Below are 19867 nucleotides of genomic sequence, written 5' to 3' on the forward strand. Positions count from 1 at the left end.
GGTGCGCTAACGCTCCCGTCTGCCCAAAGGCAGACCGAGCCCTTTGGATCCCTGGCGCGGGGGGTTAAACGTATCAATTCGATTGAATCAATTGAAATGAGTTCAAACAATTGTTTTGGAACCTCTGATGGATCATCGATTTACATATCTAAATTCTGTCTTTTTGCAATGATTCGAGTTTTTACAAACTCGAATCAATTCTATGGATTTTATTTCTTAAAAGGCATCTCACCCAAATAATCTTTTTTACCAATCTCTATTCCATTATGTCGGAGAATCGCATAGGCTGTTGTTATGTGGAAATAAAAGTTTGGAATCGCATGATTGGTTAGGTATTCAAATCCAGTTAGGTACTTTCCGTCCCATCTCGGTTGGGATACCTTAATTTCGGAAACTGATTTAAAATCTTCTTTTTGATAGGTTTCTAAGTATTGGATCACAGAATGGATTCTTTGTTTTAATTCAATCAAGTTTGTTTCTGAATCTTCATGAACCGGTGCCTCTTTTCCTGAAATGCGAGCGACACAAAGTTTTGCGGTATCACAGGCAATTTGGATTTGTTTGGTTAATGGGAATTGGTCTGGAAATAATCGGGCATTCAGCAAATTCTCAAAAGGGAACTTCTTTGTTTCCGAATGGATTTCTGCTTTTTCTAAAATTTTAATTAAATTTCCAAGCCCTCTTTTGAACGATTGGACAGAAATTTCATAAATAATGGATTCATTCATGAATCTACTCAAATTTGAGCTTAAACAAAATCAATCCATTAAATCAAAAATTCTAAATCGCAATTCCACCAGAGAGAATCAGTTCTAAAAATCCAAAATTTTGAGATGCGCGGTTGGAACCTCCAGTGGTCAAAACATCGGTGAGATCTATGTATCCACCTTTTCCCCCAAACTCTAAAAAGTAAGTACGAGAAAATTCATAACGAGTCGCAACATAACCAGACACACCATAACCAGATAGATGGAAATTATTGTTTTGACCCTTACCTAACACGCGTACGTCGCTACGACAAACCACGGGACCACCACCGATGGAGGATACTAAACTAATACCACTCAGACCATCTGCTGAAGTATAAAGGGGAGTGATCCATCCAAAATCTAAAAAAAGATAATTCAAACCGTCTGTATGTTCATATTTTAGAATATCGGGAGTTAAAGCGATTGATTGGTCTCCTCCATGATAGCCTGCCATTTCCTGAACATGTCCAGGAAACAGGTAAATAAAAAGAGCAGCTTCTGTGGATAAGGCCATTTGGTTTTTAGCAATCACACCCGGGTCAATATAACCTGAATATTTTACTGGCTGGCCTTGCGTTACCACATACTTCATATGGTCCTCACCAAAGGATAAAAAGAATCGATCGGTAAAAAAATAACTGAATTTTAAATTGTACTGTGGAATCTCGAATTTGGTTGGATTTAAATAAACATCAGCTTTAAAAGATTCTGGTTTATCCCTGGCATCCACTGACTTTAAACTATAATTGTAACCGGGACCCCGAAAGTTAATATCACTTTGGGTGTAATAGTCTCTATTATAACCCCATTGGATATTCCAGGTTCCTTTTTTTTCATGAATGGTAACGGGTGCCACAGTTTCCTCGGAAGATATGGCAGTACCAAACAAAAGACAAACAATCAAAAAGTAAAATTTATGTTTAGTGGAAACAAACGGTTGTTTGCTTCTGTGGGAATACAAATTGTACATAAATCCATTTTCTAAATCGGTATCTATTTGGAATAGGGGAATGTGTATGCGGTAGGCCCGGAAAAGAAGAATTTTTAAGTAGGGATAAATACTATGTTTGGTTTTCTTCTTGTCCGGTTTATTTGGTGCGATCTGTCAATCAAACGCCCTTAGTAACTTCCTCCGCTACCGCCCCCGCCAGAGGAGCCTCCTCCAAAACTTCCCCCTCCGCCACCGCCTCCAGAGGAACCACCAGAACTACTTTTCTGTTTTTTGGGAATGGTTTCATACTCGGTGGCACTATGTTTGCAATGAGCACAATTTCTTCTCACTTCCACTTTCCCCGAACTGCTGTAAGTCGCCTCTGAGATGATGCTACTTGATTTACAAACAAAGGTTTCAAACTTACATTCGGGGCAAACCTTAATCTTTTTAAAGGATGTTCCTTTGTATATGTACTCAGGATTGATATTAGGAAATTTTAAAATGGTATTGGAATCACAACTTGGGCAAACCCATACGTCATAATCAATGGAATTGACAAGTTCTTCTGAAATTTGACCTTTCGACAAATGTATGTTATCTTCCTCTTCGGAAAGTTTTGTCATTACGGTTTCACATTTTCCGCATTTTCTCGGAATGTTTCTAATTTTCAAAAGTCTTTCGTTTAACTTACGCATTCGTAAGTCACCCCAGAAAATGAAAAATATGACAATACTGCCTATGATAAGAAAGATAGACACAGGAAATAAAGCATCCTCCAAAACCAAAGAAAGTAGAGTGATTGTTATAATGACGGGACTAATGACAATACCATAAAACAATATAAAATCTGTTTTGTGAACAATGTGGTATTTAGCCGTAGGCGAAGGAGTCATCCAAACAATGAGTCTTTGGAGTAAATTTAAAATTACAAAAAGGGCAAGGTATCCCAAAATAAAAAATTGTTTATAACGAAATGATTCTTCTTTTTCGATTCTTTCTTGTTCTGTTATTTTTTCATTTAATAACCTTGATTCTTCATCGTTTAAAAAATAATTTCCAGTGGTATTAAATTTTTCAATCGTTTCTTCTAGTATTTTCTTTTCATCTTCTGTGAGGTGAATGTAAGACTTTCCCTGATAATCATAATAATCAGTTCGTTTGAATTCATTGGATGTAGCATTGTTCGATGGATAAACACTTGTATCAGCTAAAGTATTTGTATCAGTGACATTTGAAACTAAATCTTCCACCGGAATTTCGGGATGGTTTATTTTGTTAATCAGTGCTGCGACTGTATCAGCATGTCCTTTTTGGAAATTATCTGCCTTAAATGCTGGGATTGTATAGGTATCGATGATTCGTTTGACGGTTGCATCTGGTAGATCTCCTTCCAGGCCATAACCAATTTCAATTTCCACACGACGTTGGTCGATCACATGTAAAATGAGAATTCCATTGTCTTTGCCTTTTTTACCAATTTTCCAATGATTAAATAAGGCGACGGCAAAATCTTTTGGCACATAACTTTCAATAGTGGGAAGAGTAACAACAGCAATTTCTAAACCGGAATTTTGTTCTTCCGCATTGATCATTTGGTCAATGATTGTCGTGTCTGTAAGAACTCCAGCGCTGTCTTCCACCCAACTATTGCGTAGTGTTTTGGGATTGGGAACTTTGGCAACGAGGGCATCGAGAGAATCTTCATTGGATTCGGAACATTGTAAATTGAGTAATCCAGTGAAAATCAAAACAAGACCAATTAGGAAAATTCCCGCGCGTCTTTTGTGACTTTGGTTTGGGATTTGTTTTGTCGTTTGGAAATTAGAATGGGATTGAATGGGATTCACTAGATTCACGATCTCAAGAACATACGAAGAATCTGTTGGTTTGTCAAGTATGAGTTACAGTCCACATTGGGAGATACAACTAAAAGTGATCGTCCTTGGAGTGAGAGGGATCCCTGAGACTGAAGAACGCAAATTTGATGTCAAAGTGATTTGATAGGTTGTTCCATTGGTAAAATTGAAAGTTCCAACGTAAAAAAAACTCGTGCTCATTTCCACTGGGCCAAACGTAAGACTCGGAACGACCGTTAGGTTATCGGAAAGCCACTGCGCGTCTTGTCCTTGTATTGGTCCAGCTACATCTTCTGTAAAATAAAATTCAAATCCTTCTGGTGTATTGGCACGAACTTCATTTTGATATGGATTGGAACTCAACAATTCAAAAAAACTAGGTTGGTTCCCTGGTTCATAGGGTACAAAACTACCAACCTCAACGGGAAAGGAATTGTCACTTATCTCCACAACCTGAATGTCCGTTGGGGAATTGACTTGTAGTTTGAATGTAAAATACGGGGATCCCTCTTGCGAAACGGCAAATGTCGTTGTCCCAGAGGATACACGAATGAAAAACCTTCCCCCTTCATCCGTGGTAGCACTTGCATCCAATCCATCCAATTCGTTTGTGCGACTGGTCACTGTTAGGAGAGCATCTGTGACAGTCGACCCATTTTCATTGCGGATTTGACCTGTGATTGAGATTGCAAAGGGACCTGAGGGTAGTGCTAGTAAGGATAGGCCTTGCAAAAGTGAGTTTTCTTTTTCGGGTTCCGTGAATACAAATTTTTGAAGGATGGGATTGAAGTAACAATTTGAAACGAAAAGGATAGAGAGGAGGATAATAAAGGTCTTAAGAATTCGGTTCATTGTCGTACATTCCTATTGTGAGTAGAGAACGTGAGTAAAACTCAATATAGGAAATATTGAATATAATAAAATATCATGTCAAGAGGAAAAAGGCGGGAGAATCTATTGAAGAAATTACAGTTTATCCTAAGTTTAGAATCAAGGATTAAATTGATAGAAAAATTGTATCGTTCTCGGTGTTAATGGTTTGCCAGTTGCAGATAGGATTCCTGATCCAAGAGTAATTTCATAAGCCGTCATTCCTCCTAATCCCATTGGAGAAATGGTAAGGGTATTACCTGAAACATTCATGACATTGTCAAAAGAAGTTGCAGGAGAAACACTGATATTTTCAGAAATCCAAGCATTTACGAATTCATTTGCTAATGCATGAATTGGAGCCTCTGAGAATTCAAAAATCATTGCACTGATATATACATTTACATTTGCATTAAGAGGGACTTGGTTTGATTGTCCGTCAATTGTATACGCTCTTACCAAATCAAATACATTTGTTTGATCTGCGATGTTGATTGCTCCAAGTCCATTGATTTGAATCCCTGGAGCAGCACCGTACAAACTATAGGTGATTTGACTAGTGCTTGCAATATCTAATGTAAATTCAAAATAATACAAATTCTCTTTATATACCGTAAAAGAGACCTGCCCTGATTGGTAAGGGATATAAAATCTACCACCAGCAACTGTTGTATAACCTGAACTTGTTGATTTTGATTGGGGAGCAAAGGATTTTCCTGGTTGCAAAACAAGTCCTGCTTCCCCCAGCCCATTGGCATCGATGATTTGCCCAGTGATTAAAAGTGTGGGACCAGAAAGTCCTAAAAGGCCAAGGAAGGAATTATTTTCCTCTGGTTTTTCCGGGCTTACAATGGAATTGACGAGTGGATTGAAATAACATGAAAAAGATAAAATACAAGAAATGTAAAATAGAACCGATCGCATATGTTGTTTCCTCTTACTCTTTCTATAACGTTTCTAATATTAGAAGATGATAGTAGAATACTCAAGTCAATAAATTGTAAAAATCTAGAATTTTACAATTTATTATGGAAGAGTCTCTAATCGAAATTTGACTGAACGAGGAGTTAACGGTATCCCATTTGTCGAATAAAAACCAGGACCAATTTGAACAGTATATTCGATATCGTATGTCGATACATTCGTCATTATAATAATCGTATTTGGTGGCGATAAACTTGGACTCAGCAAACTGATACCTGAGGGTGTAACTGATACATTATTGGCAACTAACGTTGTCAAAGTCGAAAAATCCCATTCGGGTAGTGTATCAGAAAATGTAAGAGTTAAGTCAGGAGAGACTCCAATATAAGTTTCGTTATTTGCTGGCGAGGTGCTGATCAATTCAAAAAATGCAGGTTTATTGGTTGGTGCATATGGAATTATACTACTAATCTCATAATTAATTGGATTTACATTTTTCACTTGGATGAATTCGGGCCCACTGACATTCAATGTAAATGTCACGAGATCTTCTCCTAGTTCTGTAACACGAACGTTTGTATCTCCGGGTCCAATGCTTAAGAAAAATCTTCCAGAGGAATCAGTGATTCCAGAGCTGTCCGGTCCAAACGTATTACTTTCGGATGCAATGACGGAATATTCTTTATTAATCTGAGCAATACCCGATCCATTTCGGATGACACCCGTTATATACAATGAAGATGAGAATCCATTCAGTGCCAGCAAAAGACCTCCATCCAAGAGGCCAGCTTTTTTCTCTTCTTCTAAAATTGGATTCAGTAAGTCATACACAAATGGATTCAAATAACAATTTTGAAACATCAAAAACGGGAGGAGGAATATACAAATTCCCTTTGATAGGATTCTCCGTTTTAGAAGATGGAACTGATCAAAAATTTGTATCAACTGTTTCAATTGATTTATTTGGTTCATCAATTTCATTTTTTCTTCTTCAATGATTCTAAATCTTTTTCAAGTAGTTCTAATTCGTACTTTTCTTGTGCTTCTTTTAACTCTTGTTCTGTTTTGATTTGTTCAACTGCTTCTTCTTTGATACGATTGATTTCAGAATCAGAGACCATACGAAATCCATTTCCTTCGCAGACATCTACGATAATGGTTTTTCTTGTGATGGTGATTGCAAACCCACCGAGAAGTGTGATCGCTAAGTCTTTCCAAGTAGAAGTTTGACGGATTCGTACGGGCCGACTGTCATTTGGAAGTAAAACATTCCAATCTGGTTCTTTGAATCTAAGTCCACCAAACAACCAAAAGTATTCTGGGTATTCTTGAAAGGTTTGGCATTTTGCTGATTCAGGGGCAAGAGTGATCATATTTCCATCGGCAACCGATGTGAGGACAAAGGAGTCTCGAAGGCTATGTGTGACCTTTGTACCTTCTCCCTTTTGATTGCGATTTTCCAATTCTTGTTGTGCGAGGGTTTCTCTCCGTTTGCGGATCTCTTCTTGTTTGGCTGCGATTGCTTTTTCTTTTTCTTGTTTTCTTTTTTCTTCTTCTTCTTTTCTGATGATTTCTTCTTCTGATTCCGCAATATCTTTATAGATAATTTTTAAAACGGTTTTTTTAGAAATTACCATGTGTTTTCCGTTTTGTGTGTCTACTTCGACACTATCCACATTTTGATTGGTGACAATCCCTTTGATAGACTTACCTTGTTTGAGAAGGATGGTTTGTACGGCATTTAAGGGAAAAATGAAAATGTATAAAAGGAAAGTTATGTATAGTTTTAAATTTCGCATCACGGAACCTATATTAGTATTTTCCCTATAGTATTGGGAATTAGATTCATTTGCAATACCTAATTTAATTATTTCAGAGAAATACTTTAGGAAATTTCGTGCCGGTAGGATTCGATTAGGTGAGAGTCGCCAAACACAATCTGACGGTTCAAACAGAAATTTGCGCAAGGAATGCTTATGAAAAAATGAGATTTTTATATACCAATGGCATTGTATTTGCTTATGAATTGGTTTTGGCCGATGTTGCAAAGAGGTAACATGAAAGAAGACGGGAAGATGCATAAAGTTTTACATTCTGTCCATTTATGGGGCATTGCCGTTGGACTTGTTATTTCTGGTGATTATTTCGGTTGGAACTTTGGTTGGTCCCATGCAAGTTTTTGGGAATTTAGTATGGCCGTGGTTTGGATTGCCACTTTTTACGTAATCTTTGCACTTTGTTTTACTGAACTTGCTGCCAGCATTCCTCAGTCAGGTGGTCCTTCTGCTTATGCAAAAAGAGCCCTGGGTGATTTGTTTGGACTCATCACTGGGTATTTGGTTCTTGTTGAGTTTTTATTGGCACCTCCCGCCATTGCATCTGCATTAGGTGGATACATCCATTTTCTTTTTCCGGTGATACCTGCTTTTGGTGCCGGTATGGTTATGTTTTGTTTTTTGCTTTTGATCAATCTTACTGGTATCAAACAAACTGCACGTTTTGAACTTTTGGTGACCATCGTTGCAGTGTTTGGACTTTTGTTTTATTTGGTATTCCTTTGGCCCCATGTTTCTTTTGACCGAATTCCAAATTTTCCTGTCGTTAGTTCTATATCCTGGTCATCTGCATTTCTTTCGATACCGTTTGCCATTTGGTTTTTTTTGGCAGTGGAAGGGGTTGCCTTGGCGGCTGAGGAAGTTCGTAATCCTGCTCGTGATATCCCCATCGGATACACTGCGGGTATTTTCACCTTACTTTGTTTGGCGGGACTTATTTTTATTTTTACAGCTTCTGTTGTTGATACCAAAGAAATTGCGGAGTTGGATTACCCTTTATCATACGTATTGCAAAAGTTATATGGTAGGGAAGAAATTTGGCCTTTTATATTTACCTTTATCGGTTTGTTTGGCCTTGTGGCCTCCCTTTTTGGAATCATCCTTGGAAACTCAAGATTGATTTACGCAATGGCCAAAGAAGGTTACTTGCCAACATATCTATCGAAACTAAGTTCCGGTTCTCTTGTCCCGCAAAATGCGGTTCTTAGCGGTGGATTACTCGGGATATTTTGTATGTGTTTTTTGGACACCGCAGAGTTAATCACAATTTCAGCGTTAGGTGCATGTGGGATGTACCTTTTGAGTTTAGTATCTTATTTTGTATTGAGGAAAAAAGAACCTCAAATGCCTAGACCGTATAAAGCGCCATTGTATCCGATTTTGCCAGGAATTGCTCTTGTATTAGGGATTGTTGCTTGTGGTTCCGTTTTTGTTTCTGAGCCATATTTAGGGCTCGGAGTTCTTGGATTTGGTTTGCTTTTGGGAATAGGTTTTTATTTCAAAAACAGACGGAATTAGCTACCAAGTTCCATCTTAGTTCTTTCTTTGGCTTCATGACAACGATCTAAAAATAACCTAGAAACAGAATCGTCGGGGTTTTTATCTAACAATTTTGAAAATCCTTCTATTGCCTCTTCAAAATCTTCCCGGCGAAATGCATCTAATGCTAAAGTATAATCATCTTTAATGGCGATAAGTCTTGCTGCTTTCTCTGGTTCATAACCATCTAATACTTCTACAACGAACACCGAATCTGTTTTGCCTTTGATCGCCACACGATCAAGCAATCGGTAATGGTATCCCAATCCTTCGGAAGCTTCGATGAAAGTATCTGCACTGATAACAATTCGAGAGGAAAAAAGTTTTGTGATTCCTTCGATACGAGATGCTAAGTTAACTGCGTCGGATATAACAGTCCCTTCCATTCGTTTGTGTTCACCTAATATCCCTAAAGTGAGGTTTCCTGTATGGATCCCGATTCCCACTTCTACTGGAATGTATCCGCAGTTGGCTCTATGGCCGTTGTAAATACGAATGGCGTCTTGCATTTCGACTGCCGCTTTTACCGCATCATTGATATCGTAGGGAAATAGTGCCATAACGGCATCACCAATAAATTTATCGATGAATCCGTTGTTATGTCGAATGATAGGGCCAACACGTTGTAAATAACTGTTTAAAAAATCAAAGTTTTCTTTAGGTGTGAGTGTCTCTGAAAATTCAGTAAAAGACCTGATGTCAGCAAAGAGTATGGTCATTCGCTTTTGTACTTGGTCTCCTAAGTCAACGTACCGTATGTCGGTTTTGCCTAAGTGGTATAAGAATTCTGTTGGAACAAAACGACTAAAAGAATTACTGAGTTGTTTTTGCTCCTGTGCGAATTCTAAGGTTTTTGTCATACTTTGGCGAACAATTCGTCCAAAAGTAATGACTTGTAAAAAAACAAATATAACAACACTCGCAGGTGCAATGTACATAGTATGAATGTAAGACTCTGCATGTAAAACATCGTTAGTGGCAGCAATCAAAACTAAAAACATTCCAAATAATAATGGTTTTGATTCCATTCGTTTTTTCATGTAAGCACGATACAAATAAACGAAGATAATAATTCCATTAGCGACAAATGCAATGGGATAAACAGAAGCAGTTTCTGTAAAATAAATTGGCGGTAATAAAAGACCGAATGTTAAGATTGAGGCAAGGGTGTAAAAGAAGGTACCAATTTTTTTCGAAAAATCTTCCGGAAAGACCGTATAAAAATAATGATATAGTAATGGAGCCGACCAGTACCAAGAAAGATATTCTAATCGTAGTAAGAGCCAATATGGAACATCAATAAATTCTATTAAAATTCTTTCCCCGGTCGAAATGGTCCTCAGTAATACAGCAGTAGAAAATAAAAAGATCCCGATGGTATGTTTTCCATCTCGATTATAAAAATACATGACCAAAAAGAAAATTCCAACAAAGGCCAGGACTGTGGACAACATTGTTTCGTTGATCTTTCGTTTGGTGAGCCGACTCTCTGCTTTATTGTAAGTGGAAATGACAATATCATTCCAAATTCCACCTTTTCTATGAATGTAATTCGCAACATAAAGGTCAATGGTAATCTCTGAAGTTTGCGGCAAAACTACCATTGTTGATTTTACTTCGGGAATGTATTCGTTTCCGTTTGCCCCTGGTTTCCCTGATCCTCCCAAGTATTTCCCATTAATATAAATAGCGTACGAAGTGTCCTGTTCGGGAACCGTTAAAGCCATTGTTTCTGGAAGGTTGTCTGGTAGTTTTAGTTTGATCCTAAAACTAGCATGTCCAAACCCACCCAAGGTGCCATAATTCATTTGGAATCCATTCCAATGTTTTGGAAGGTTAAGAAATAAATTGGAATCTGTTTCCTGAATTTGCGAAGGGGCCGTATTCCAAAAGAATTTCCATTCTCCATTTAAGGCTACGAATGGTTGGTTTGTAAAGGAATGATGGCTGAGATCTAAAAAACCTTTTTGTGCTTCTGCTTTTGTATTCCTCTCTTCGGAAAGGCAGCTAAAATGTAATAACATAACAACAAAAAGGAGTTTTTTCATTTAGGCTTGTCGTTTCGGAAATACTGTATAATCTTCTAGTTTAGTAAACTTAACTTCATCTCGTTTGTAACCGAGTAATCCTTCTAAGGTTTGGTAACGATTCATCCCCATACTAATTTCTATATCTTGGCCAGTGAACTGTCCTGGGTGTTCATATCCACAGGAATGAGCTAAACTTAAGAGTTCTTTTCGAAATCCTTGGATGTATTTTGCCGCACGTTTTCCTTTGATTTCAGGATCGACTCCTCTTTGTAACCACCAATTCTGCGTAGCAACGCCGGCAGGACAATGGTCCGTATGGCATTTCTGCGCTTGGATACAACCGATGGATAACATGGCTTCTCTTGCCACATTGATGAGGTCACATCCCATAGCAATCGCAACCACGGCCCGGTCAGGAAATCCGAGTTTTCCTGACCCTATCCAAACAATTTGTTCGGACAAACCCGAACTTTGGAAGAGAGTATAAACCCTTTGGAATCCAATTTTAAAAGGTAAGGAAACATGATCCGCGTAGGTGAGGGGAGCGGCTCCCGTACCACCTTCCCCTCCATCGATCGTGATAAAGTCAGGTCCCTCTCCACTTTGTTTCATTTCACGAGCGAGTTCTTCCCAAAATTCAATTTCACCGACGGCACTTTTGATACCTACAGGGAGTCCAGTTCCCGTTGCAATTTTTTCAATGAATTGAATGAGTTCTTTTACATTCGTAAACTCACTATGCGAGTTTGGTGAGATACAATCCTTTCCTTCTTCGACATGACGGATCGCGGCAATCTCAGCATTGACTTTTTTGGCCGGCAGGATTCCACCTTTGCCTGGTTTGGCGCCCTGAGACAATTTTATTTCGATCATTTTAATGCAAGGATTCTTTGTTACTTTCTCTTTCAAAACATCTAAACTAAATTTTCCTGATTTATCTCTTGCACCAAAGTAACCAGTTCCAATTTGCCAAACCATATCTGCACCTTCCATATGGTAATGGCTTAAACCACCTTCGCCTGTGTTGTGATAGGCGCCGGAATCTCTAGCTCCTCTATTCAATGCCATAATCGCATTTTTTCCGAGAGATCCAAATGACATTGCAGAGATATTGATTATCGAATAAGGTCGGTATGGAAACTTACGTTTGGATCCAATGATTTTTAAACAAGGAATACAGCTGGCATCATTTTTGTGGATATAGGCCTTTGTTTCTGGATAAGGAAAGGCTTTATGTTTGATGATCGGATATCCAGGTTCGTATTGGATTTCGGTGGTTCCAAAACCAAAGTTGTTGTTTTGACCTTTGGCTGTTGCGTAAATCCAACTTCTTTCCGTTCGATCAAATGGACGTTCTTCTTTGTCATGTGCTACCCAGTATTGTCTTAGTTCGGGCCCAATCATTTCTAAAAAATAACGAAGGCGACCGACAATCGGAAAGTTTCGTTGAATCGTGTGCTTTTTTTGAGTGATGTCTCTGATAAAGACGATCACAAGGAAGGTGAACAATCCAATCAGCGTGGAAGATAGGGGATAGGTTTTAGTCCAAGTCAGTATCTGGTCCATATGGGGTGCGTCCATTTCTATATCAAAAGCAAAAAGATGACAAGCTAAGATTGGAAGTGGGACAAAGATTCCAAAAGTTTTTCCTTAGTAAACGGTTTGAAGATATATCCAGAGATGATCGGGATTTTTGCTGCTCTATCAGTATCTGCTTCGTCGACAGAGGAACTCACTAGAAACACTTCGATGGATTTTGGGAATTGAGGAAAGATTTCGCCAAAGGCTTCTAAAAATTGCCATCCGTCCATAAATGGCATATTGATATCCAGGAAGATGATATCGGGAAGTTGGTCTTTGTTTTGAATTTCTTTGTGAAAAAAATCCAAAGCATTTTCCGCATCGGAAAACACCAAAACCTCGCCTTTGATCCCGGCGTTGGAGATAATTTTTTTTGTGGTGAATTGGTAAATCTTGTCATCATCAATCACACAAATTTTGGGAGTTCTCATATGATTTCTCTCCCATCGGGAAAGTACATAAGGAAAGTGGCACCTTCTCCTGGTTTAGAACGAACCTCAATCTTGCCACCGGCAGATTCAATTTTGTATTTTATTAGAAACAACCCGAGTCCTTTACCACTGATATGACGATGAAAAGTTTTCTTTAGCTGAAAAATTTGATCACCATAACGCTCTAAATCGATCCCTGTTCCGTTATCGGAAAAAGAAATGGCGGTCTGGGATCCGATTTGGAAGGATTCTACGGAAATACGTAACTTTCTGTCTGGGTGGGCGTACCGAATCGAGTTACTCAGTAAATGTAGGAAAATCGTATCTAGATACTCTTTGGAGAAAAAAATGGATTCTCTTCCCGAAAAATCTGATTGGATTTCGACCTCTTTGTCCTTCAGCTCTCCTTTTAAAAGTTGGATTACATTTGAGAAAGATTGGCTGATTTGGACAGGTTCCGGTTTGTAATTGTCCGGATTTTGTATTCTCAAGGTAGAGATGAGTTCGGAGAGAACTGTTTCTAAGGTGACTGTAACCTCATCCAAATGATTTTCAAATTCCTTAATTTCTTCTAGATTGTCTGTCACTTTCATCAAATCCAGAAGGCTTCTTAAATTGCTGACGGGGGCACGTAGATGATGAGAGATGATTTGATTGTAAGCTTGGAGTTGTTTGTTTTGGGTTAAAACTGAGTTGGTAATGGACCTCAAACGATCATTATTTTCAAGAAGCAGTTTTTCCGTTTTTTTCCTTTCATTGATATCAACGATTTGTGCCAAATAGTGGATGGGGTGCCCCATTTCATCGCGTAGAACAGTGACTGTGGTAAACGCCCAAACTTTTTTTCCCGATTTGTGCAGGTATTGTTTTTCAATCGAATAGTTGTCGATGATTCCTTTTTGTACTTCATCTCGATATTTTAAATTTTTTTCGAGTTCTTCATCGGCACTGATTTCTGAAAAATGTTTTCCGATAATTTCAAAACTTTTATAACCTAAAAAGTTGGCGAAGGAATCATTGGTCTCATCAATATAACCATGTTTTCCAGTCAGTACAAGCCCTATTGGTGAGTCATGAAATAACGTATTGAACCGACGTTCGGAAAGTGCTAAATTGGCTTCGGTATCAATTTTCTCTGAAATATCACGCGAAGAAGTATGTAGATATTTTTTTCCAGTGGTGGGATGAATCGTTAAACGATTATCAGACTGTAGCCAGATATAGTTTCCATTTTTATGCAAAAAACGAAAAGTAGTGTGGATGTTTTCATCACCACGGAGAAGAGGTTGGTGAGATCTCTCTTGGATGAGTCTCTTCTCGTCAGGGTGAAAATAATCATATGGATTTTTGCCCACTAGTTCCTCAGCTTTATATCCAATGATATTTTCTGAGTTAGGACTTACATAAATATAGGTTCCGTCGGATTCATGTAAACAAACTAATTCTCGACTAATGGCTGTTACTAAATGTAGTATTTCGGAATCGGGAAGACCCACAGGAAAATTCTTTTCACTTCCTTTGGATTGTCTATCCCAAATGTAAATAGGAACAGGGATTTTGTAAAATTAGTTTCCATTGTATTTTTTTTAACCAATCCACTCAAAAACGAACCAAAGAATTTGTGGCCACAAAATTGATTTAAGGGATACTCAAATGAAAAATCTATCGTACGTCATTCTGGACGGAAATTTAACCGCAGATCCAGAAGAAAGAAACATTGCGGGAGGGAAGTCTTTGGCAAATTTCACAGTTGCCGTAAACCACACAACCAACAACCAAGAAGGAAAGGATAAGGACGATGTTTCTTACTTTGAAGTGGAGGCCTGGGAAAAATTAGGGGAAAACTGCGTGGAATACCTAAAAAAGGGGAGTAAGGTGACGGTAATGGGAAACTTAAAACAAAACCGTTGGAAAAGTCCTGAAGGGGAATCCCGATCTAAGGTAAAAGTCACGGCTTCCACAGTCCGCTTTGATAGTATGGGGAAAAAAGAAAAAAAGGTAGCTTGATGCCTTTACGGGTGTTGGATTTTCCCTACACCCGTTTTGTTCTTTAGAATTTTAAGGTGTAGGTATGGTTCTTCTTTTATGTTTCGAATGAGTTGGTGAATCAAAAATAGAATGCGAATCATTTCCATCAGATTTTGATTTATCTGCTGATTCATCGGATTGTAATTTATCTTCATTACGCTCATCTAGTAATGATTGTTTCCCGTTTTTGTTAATCGAATTGATACGAAAGTACTGAGGAGAAGAAACTAAGTTCCATTCACGAAACATAAATTTTGTGAAACCATGTTTTGGTCCAAAGACTCCGTTTAAATTATCTATTTTTGATTTGATATTGGCTTTAAAGTCTAACTGTTCTTTTTCAGTTAAACTGGGAAACTGTGCTACTTCCCCTTCCACATATCGATTTCGTAGAATGTCTAGTTCTCTACGATTACGCCCAGTTATATCTTCAAAGAATTTTTGTTTGGCACCATTACAATTTCCTGCGTAAGATTCGCAGTTTGGTTCCAGTTGTGGATTAACATAGGTTAGTTCCAAATAGATGTTGATATATTCACCTAGTGCGGGAATTTTTCCTTCCTTAATTTCTAAAACTTGTGGGACGGTGTCGCGGTCCGTGTATTGTCTCTCAATGGCTTCTCTGGAGATTTTTGTTTCAGGGGTTGTACTGTTGACTTTAACGGGTTTTTTAGATTCACCAACAATCACTTTGTTTCTCATAACTTCCGTTTTTGTTTCCAAAATTTCATAAGCTTGGAAGTTTACTGGTTGTTTGGCGATGATTTCTCCCTTTTGGTTTAGAACTATAATATGGTGATCTAAAATAGTGCCTGCGATGATTTCCTCGATGATGCTGATTCCTGCATCTTCAAAAAACAAATCTAACTGAATGAAGGGAATTTTGTTCTCCGAGTATTCGATACTGACTCCAGGTTCTAAGGCCAAAGGTTTTTTTCCCTCTTTGGTATCGGAGTAAAGGGGTTCTGATTTGGTGATCATTTTGATTCGGTTGAGATTGATTTGTTCCGTGTGTTTGGGGAAGGTCGGTGTGACTGTCTGTTGCGGTGTTTGGCATCCGATGACGAAAAGTAACAGGCAGGAAACAAAATACAAACGATTCATATTATAAGTATCGGACATAGATTGCCCCTAAAATTAGGGGCAATGGGTAAGTTTAGATATGTTTTACGCCTGCAGGAGGGAGGATTGGACCACTTGTTTGGATGATTTCTACATACTTTCCGTTTACTTGACGGAATGCTTTTTCAGGTCGATCTTTTAAGAAATAAATTGCTTCCATTCCTTTTTGGCCTGGAGCTTCCATTTTTAATACTTTTCCCCACTCTGTGTAAGTTAGAGTGATGGTTTGACCTTCATGGTTGTATTCTTTCACTAACTTTCCGTCAAAATCATACTCTGCCATAGCAATAGGGTTTTTGTCAGTCCAGAACTCAATTAAGTTGAATACTACGATGTCTAAGAAACTTCCAATCCCGTAAGCAAAGTAAAGAGGGAAGATCATAAGAAGGGAACGGAAGAACCCAGCAACTTTTCCACTTCCAATTTGGATATTTCCATTAAAAGAATAAACGGCCTTCACTGCTCCAAATTTTCCAAAACAATTCGACAATAGACCGAAGGACAAAAGTCCTACAACGGTTGCTTTTAATATTTTTTTCATCGTAACCTCATAGTTTCTAATTCAAGAACTAGGCTCCAATCTTAAAACATTCTTCCAAAGACTGCAAGTCGAAATGATTGACAGACATATTTTTTCAAAGAGCCTGGTCGGAATAGAAGGCATAACCCATTGATCTTTTCTGATTTTGAATACTTTGTCTTCTTTCTCTTTGTCTTTTTTACGGTTTGGTACCTATTCCCTGCGATTTTTTTTAATCAATCTAAAGAAACTCGAATCTTACATGTTTTCCTACTGGTAAGTAGTTATTTTTTTTACATGTCTTGGGACTATCGTTTTGGTGCTCTCATTTTACTTTCTACTGCCATTGATTATTATGTGGGTCTTCGACTTGCTAAAGAAACTAGGGAAAACATTAGATATTATCTATTACTATTTAGTTTGATCACAAACTTAGTTTTTATTTTAGGATTTTTTAAGTATTACAATTTTGTTGTGACATCAATAAATACAATCACCAATCCTATGTTTGGTGCTGATGCAATGCCTGTCTTAAACATCATTTTGCCTGCTGGAATTTCTTTTTTCACATTCCAGTCTTTATCTTATACCATCGATGTTTATAGGAAAGAAATTCCTGCTGAAACAGACTTCATTCGGTTTGCCTTGTTTGTGAGTTTTTTCCCGCAACTAGTCGCAGGTCCTATTGTGACGGCAAGAACCTTTATGCCACAGTTGTACACTCCGAAAAAACTCGAAGACATTGAGTTCCGTGTAGCGATTCGGTTTTTTATGTTAGGGTATTTTAAAAAAGCAGTATTGTCTGATATGGTGGCGCCCACCATCGACACGATATATGCTGATCCTACTGGACACCACGCCTATGCTTTGTTAATTGCTGCTGCCCTCGGTGGCATCCAAGTGTATTTGGATTTCAGTGGGTATTCTGATATGGCCATTGGAAGTGCCATGTTACTCGGTTACAAACTCCCCACTAACTTTAATTTACCATTTCTTGCGACATCTGTGTCTGGATTTTGGCGTCGTTGGCATATGACCTTAAACTCTTGGTTAAGGGATTATATTTATATTCCTATGGGCGGAAGTCGAGTAACATCCGTAAGACGTAAATTCAACCTTTGGTTTACCATGTTTGTGAGTGGGGTTTGGCACGGGGCCCAATGGACCTTTGTTTTTTGGGGTTCCCTTAACGGTGTTTTTTATGTTTTGGAGGAAATCTGGAAAGAATGGTTTCCTAACAAAAAAAATGAAATTGAATCCAGAAGTTGGTATAGGGTCCCTCTTTGGTTTTTTCAGAATATTCTGAATAGCTCCATTTTCTTTTTGGGGGCAGTTTTTTTTCGTTCTCTCACTTGGGAAAATGCTTGGATTCACATTCAGGGGATCTTCACCTTCCAGTCTGGGCATATTCGACCTTATATGTGGAAGGATTTCCTTTGGATCATTGGCTTTTTGTATTTGGGCCATATCATAGGGTATTTTATCTTTGAAAGGGGAAAAGGTAAACAAATCCCGGCTAGTTTGGAGTTTGCCCTGTATCCGATACTCTTTCTTGTCTTAAATTTAGCTACACCAGAAAATTCCGTTCCGTTCATTTACTTTCAATTCTAATTTGCTTTTTTCGTTTCCAATAATAGGAATCCTTGTATCTTGTTGCTATGGAAAGTGAGCGTAGGCTTCCAAGAATATCTCCCGGTGATTTTTCCGGGTTTGAGGTTCAATTGGATTTGGAAGGGATCACTTTGTTCGGAAAGTTAGGGAATATTTCGGAAGAAGGTCTTTGTTTTTTAGGCGAGGATGACCTACTTGGCGATGAAATAGAATCTCAAGTTCTAGGAAGTATTGTTTGGGCAAAAGGCACCAAGCGAATGTTTTTTGAAGGAACGATTATTTGGACTCAAACTTCTAAAATTAAAAATGTAGTTTATTATATTGCCGGAATTCAGTTTTTAGAAAGGCTTAATCTGACTGATTCCATGCTTGCGCGCAGTTTGGAGATTAAATGAAAATACTACTTCTTGGTGGCACTGGCCTTATCGGCAAACAAGTGTTACTTTCCTTGGTTTTTTATCCACAAATCAAAAAGGTAATTGTTTGGGCTAGAAACTCACAATCTGCATCTAGTCCCAATGTTCCCATTGAAGTTGTCAAAGTAAGTTGGGAAGATTTCCAATCCGGGAAAACTTCGATTCCAGATGGTTTAGATGCTGTATTTTGTTGTTTGGGTACAACAATTCATAAAGCGGGTAGCCAAGAGAAATTTAAAGAAATCGATTATGAATATCCACTCCTTGCCGCCAAACAAGCTAAAGCAAAAATGGTTCCAGGATTTTATATTGTTACGGCAATGGGATCTGATGCGAACTCATCTATTTTCTATAATAGGGTGAAAGGGGAAATTGAATCAGAACTTCGTAAATTACAATTTCCCTTCCTTGGTATTTTTAGACCTTCACTTCTTATTGGAGAAAGAGAGGAAGTTCGAATCGGAGAAAAGGTAGGTGAGTTTCTTGGAAACCTCATTCCTTTTGGACTTCTCGGACTCAAAAAATTCAAACCAATTCCCGGTGAATATGTTGCCAAGTCCATGATTTATTCTTTGTTACATGATAAACCAAATCAAGATACTTCCCCACTAGTAAAAGTATATGAAAACGATGTCCTTTGGGAGATCGGCAAGGACCATTCTTTTTGATTCCTGATAACAAACAAAAACCCTATTCCAAAACCAAATACATCATTCTCAGTTGGGTAGTTCATTTTATTGTCCGAGTTTGGTATCTATTTGTTCGAAACCAAAAGTTTATCATTCCAGATGAAAGTGCCAAGGTCATTGAAAAAGGATCCGGTTACATCATTGCTGTTTTTCATGAAACAACACTTTCTTTGTACCGGCATGCGACTCAGTATTTGAAGCGAAAGAAAAAAGCAGATATGGTGGCTCTTGTTTCTCAATCCAAAGATGGAGAAATCATCCACCAAACCTTTGCTCGGTCAGGGTTACGTTCGGTTCGGGGATCATCCACTAGAGGCGGAACAGGTGCCTTTCGGAATATCTTAAAAGAGATGAAACAAGGTGCTGTTCCCATTTTTACTGTAGATGGTCCGAAAGGCCCAAGACGTGAGGTGAAACCTGGTGTGATCGTAACTGCCTCTCTGACTGGATTTCCCATTCTATATTTGCATTCTTGTTACGACCGCGCTTATACATTCAAAAGTTGGGACAGGCATTTTTTTCCAAAATTCGGGGCAAAATTATACATCCAGTATGGGGAACCTTTCTTTGTACCCAAGGGCCTTTCGGAGAGCCAAATGGATGAATATGCCAAAAAATTGGAAATCGCTATGGGAAAAAATGCGGAAATCCTGGAATCTTATGTGCGTGGACAATCCTCCGACAATTCTATTGACGTACCACCTAAACTCTAAATTTTAACCAAGTAAGGTA

At 38.3% G+C, this 19867-nt stretch carries 19 protein-coding genes; 6 read left to right on the forward strand and 13 right to left on the reverse strand.

Annotation, left to right across the window (positions count from 1 at the left end; genetic code table 11):
• Nucleotides 1–209 precede the first annotated feature (209 nt).
• The 7 genes from ND811_RS04415 to ND811_RS04445 all read right to left on the reverse strand — a co-directional run bounded on the left by ND811_RS04415 (nucleotide 210) and on the right by ND811_RS04445 (nucleotide 7132).
• Nucleotides 210–716, reverse strand: a complete 507-nt coding sequence (locus ND811_RS04415) for a DUF1993 domain-containing protein (RefSeq protein WP_407658859.1) — start codon at nucleotides 714–716, stop codon at nucleotides 210–212.
• A 64-nt stretch (nucleotides 717–780) separates the two neighbouring features.
• Nucleotides 781–1719 (reverse strand): hypothetical protein, encoded by a 939-nt coding sequence (locus ND811_RS04420; protein ID WP_265350177.1) that lies wholly within the window; start codon nucleotides 1717–1719, stop codon nucleotides 781–783.
• A 149-nt stretch (nucleotides 1720–1868) separates the two neighbouring features.
• Nucleotides 1869–3323 carry a TPM domain-containing protein gene (locus ND811_RS04425; RefSeq protein WP_407658858.1) on the reverse strand — a complete coding sequence of 485 codons (1455 nt, stop codon included), beginning with the start codon at nucleotides 3321–3323 and terminating at the stop codon, nucleotides 1869–1871.
• Between the two features lie 261 nt (nucleotides 3324–3584).
• Complete coding sequence (locus ND811_RS04430) at nucleotides 3585–4391, reverse strand: carboxypeptidase-like regulatory domain-containing protein (protein WP_265350175.1); 807 nt, start codon at nucleotides 4389–4391, stop codon at nucleotides 3585–3587.
• Nucleotides 4392–4529: 138 nt separating this feature from the next.
• Nucleotides 4530–5333 carry an Ig-like domain-containing domain gene (locus ND811_RS04435; RefSeq protein WP_265350174.1) on the reverse strand — a complete coding sequence of 268 codons (804 nt, stop codon included), beginning with the start codon at nucleotides 5331–5333 and terminating at the stop codon, nucleotides 4530–4532.
• Nucleotides 5334–5435: 102 nt separating this feature from the next.
• Nucleotides 5436–6305: an Ig-like domain-containing domain gene (locus ND811_RS04440; RefSeq protein ID WP_265350173.1), complete on the reverse strand. Its 870-nt coding sequence runs from the start codon at nucleotides 6303–6305 to the stop codon at nucleotides 5436–5438.
• 5 nt (nucleotides 6306–6310) lie between these two features.
• Nucleotides 6311–7132, reverse strand: coding sequence for an LA_0442/LA_0875 N-terminal domain-containing protein (locus ND811_RS04445; RefSeq protein WP_265350172.1), 822 nt, complete (start codon nucleotides 7130–7132; stop codon nucleotides 6311–6313).
• 258 nt (nucleotides 7133–7390) lie between these two features.
• Between ND811_RS04445 and eat the strand changes: the two genes are divergently transcribed.
• Nucleotides 7391–8686 (forward strand): ethanolamine permease, encoded by a 1296-nt coding sequence (eat, locus tag ND811_RS04450; RefSeq protein ID WP_265350171.1) that lies wholly within the window; start codon nucleotides 7391–7393, stop codon nucleotides 8684–8686.
• Here eat and ND811_RS04455 read toward each other — a convergent pair.
• From ND811_RS04455 to ND811_RS04470, 4 genes are read right to left on the reverse strand one after another with little or no spacing between them, the layout of a single operon-like run.
• Nucleotides 8683–10755 (reverse strand): adenylate/guanylate cyclase domain-containing protein, encoded by a 2073-nt coding sequence (locus ND811_RS04455; RefSeq protein ID WP_265350170.1) that lies wholly within the window; start codon nucleotides 10753–10755, stop codon nucleotides 8683–8685. The two genes, eat and ND811_RS04455, sit on opposite strands and share 4 nt — an antisense overlap.
• On the reverse strand, nucleotides 10756–12318 hold the full coding sequence (locus ND811_RS04460; RefSeq protein ID WP_265350169.1) for an FMN-binding glutamate synthase family protein: 1563 nt from the start codon (nucleotides 12316–12318) through the stop codon (nucleotides 10756–10758).
• Nucleotides 12319–12347: 29 nt separating this feature from the next.
• Entirely contained in the window at nucleotides 12348–12749 is a 402-nt protein-coding gene (locus tag ND811_RS04465) for a response regulator (protein WP_265350168.1), read from the reverse strand.
• The gene (locus ND811_RS04470; protein ID WP_265350166.1) at nucleotides 12746–14245 is read right to left on the reverse strand and encodes a PAS domain S-box protein; all 1500 of its coding nucleotides are present in this window, start codon (nucleotides 14243–14245) and stop codon (nucleotides 12746–12748) included. The genes ND811_RS04465 and ND811_RS04470 overlap by 4 nt, the downstream gene beginning before the upstream one ends.
• Before the next feature lie 157 nt (nucleotides 14246–14402).
• Here ND811_RS04470 and ND811_RS04475 point away from each other — a divergent pair, with 157 nt between their 5' ends.
• On the forward strand, nucleotides 14403–14756 hold the full coding sequence (locus ND811_RS04475; RefSeq protein ID WP_265350165.1) for a single-stranded DNA-binding protein: 354 nt from the start codon (nucleotides 14403–14405) through the stop codon (nucleotides 14754–14756).
• 51 nt (nucleotides 14757–14807) lie between these two features.
• On the opposite strand, the gene ND811_RS04480 is transcribed toward ND811_RS04475, so the two are convergent.
• Nucleotides 14808–15881 (reverse strand): hypothetical protein, encoded by a 1074-nt coding sequence (locus ND811_RS04480; protein ID WP_322113435.1) that lies wholly within the window; start codon nucleotides 15879–15881, stop codon nucleotides 14808–14810.
• A gap of 52 nt (nucleotides 15882–15933) precedes the next feature.
• Nucleotides 15934–16440 (reverse strand): DUF3332 family protein, encoded by a 507-nt coding sequence (locus tag ND811_RS04485; RefSeq protein WP_135745598.1) that lies wholly within the window; start codon nucleotides 16438–16440, stop codon nucleotides 15934–15936.
• A 129-nt stretch (nucleotides 16441–16569) separates the two neighbouring features.
• On the opposite strand from ND811_RS04485, the gene ND811_RS04490 reads away from it, so the two are divergent.
• The 4 genes from ND811_RS04490 to ND811_RS04505 are packed head-to-tail and all read left to right on the forward strand — an operon-like array spanning nucleotide 16570 to nucleotide 19848.
• The gene (locus tag ND811_RS04490; protein ID WP_265350163.1) at nucleotides 16570–18030 is read left to right on the forward strand and encodes an MBOAT family O-acyltransferase; all 1461 of its coding nucleotides are present in this window, start codon (nucleotides 16570–16572) and stop codon (nucleotides 18028–18030) included.
• 32 nt (nucleotides 18031–18062) lie between these two features.
• Nucleotides 18063–18425, forward strand: coding sequence for a PilZ domain-containing protein (locus tag ND811_RS04495; RefSeq protein WP_265350162.1), 363 nt, complete (start codon nucleotides 18063–18065; stop codon nucleotides 18423–18425).
• Nucleotides 18422–19114: a Rossmann-fold NAD(P)-binding domain-containing protein gene (locus ND811_RS04500; RefSeq protein ID WP_265350161.1), complete on the forward strand. Its 693-nt coding sequence runs from the start codon at nucleotides 18422–18424 to the stop codon at nucleotides 19112–19114. The genes ND811_RS04495 and ND811_RS04500 overlap by 4 nt, the downstream gene beginning before the upstream one ends.
• Complete coding sequence (locus ND811_RS04505; RefSeq protein WP_265368866.1) at nucleotides 19111–19848, forward strand: lysophospholipid acyltransferase family protein; 738 nt, start codon at nucleotides 19111–19113, stop codon at nucleotides 19846–19848. Before ND811_RS04500 ends, ND811_RS04505 begins: the two co-directional genes overlap by 4 nt.
• The last annotated feature ends 19 nt before the right edge of the window (nucleotides 19849–19867 follow it).

Origin of the sequence: Leptospira soteropolitanensis (assembly GCF_026151655.1) — a bacterium.
Classification (GTDB): Bacteria; Spirochaetota; Leptospiria; order Leptospirales; family Leptospiraceae; genus Leptospira_A; species Leptospira_A soteropolitanensis.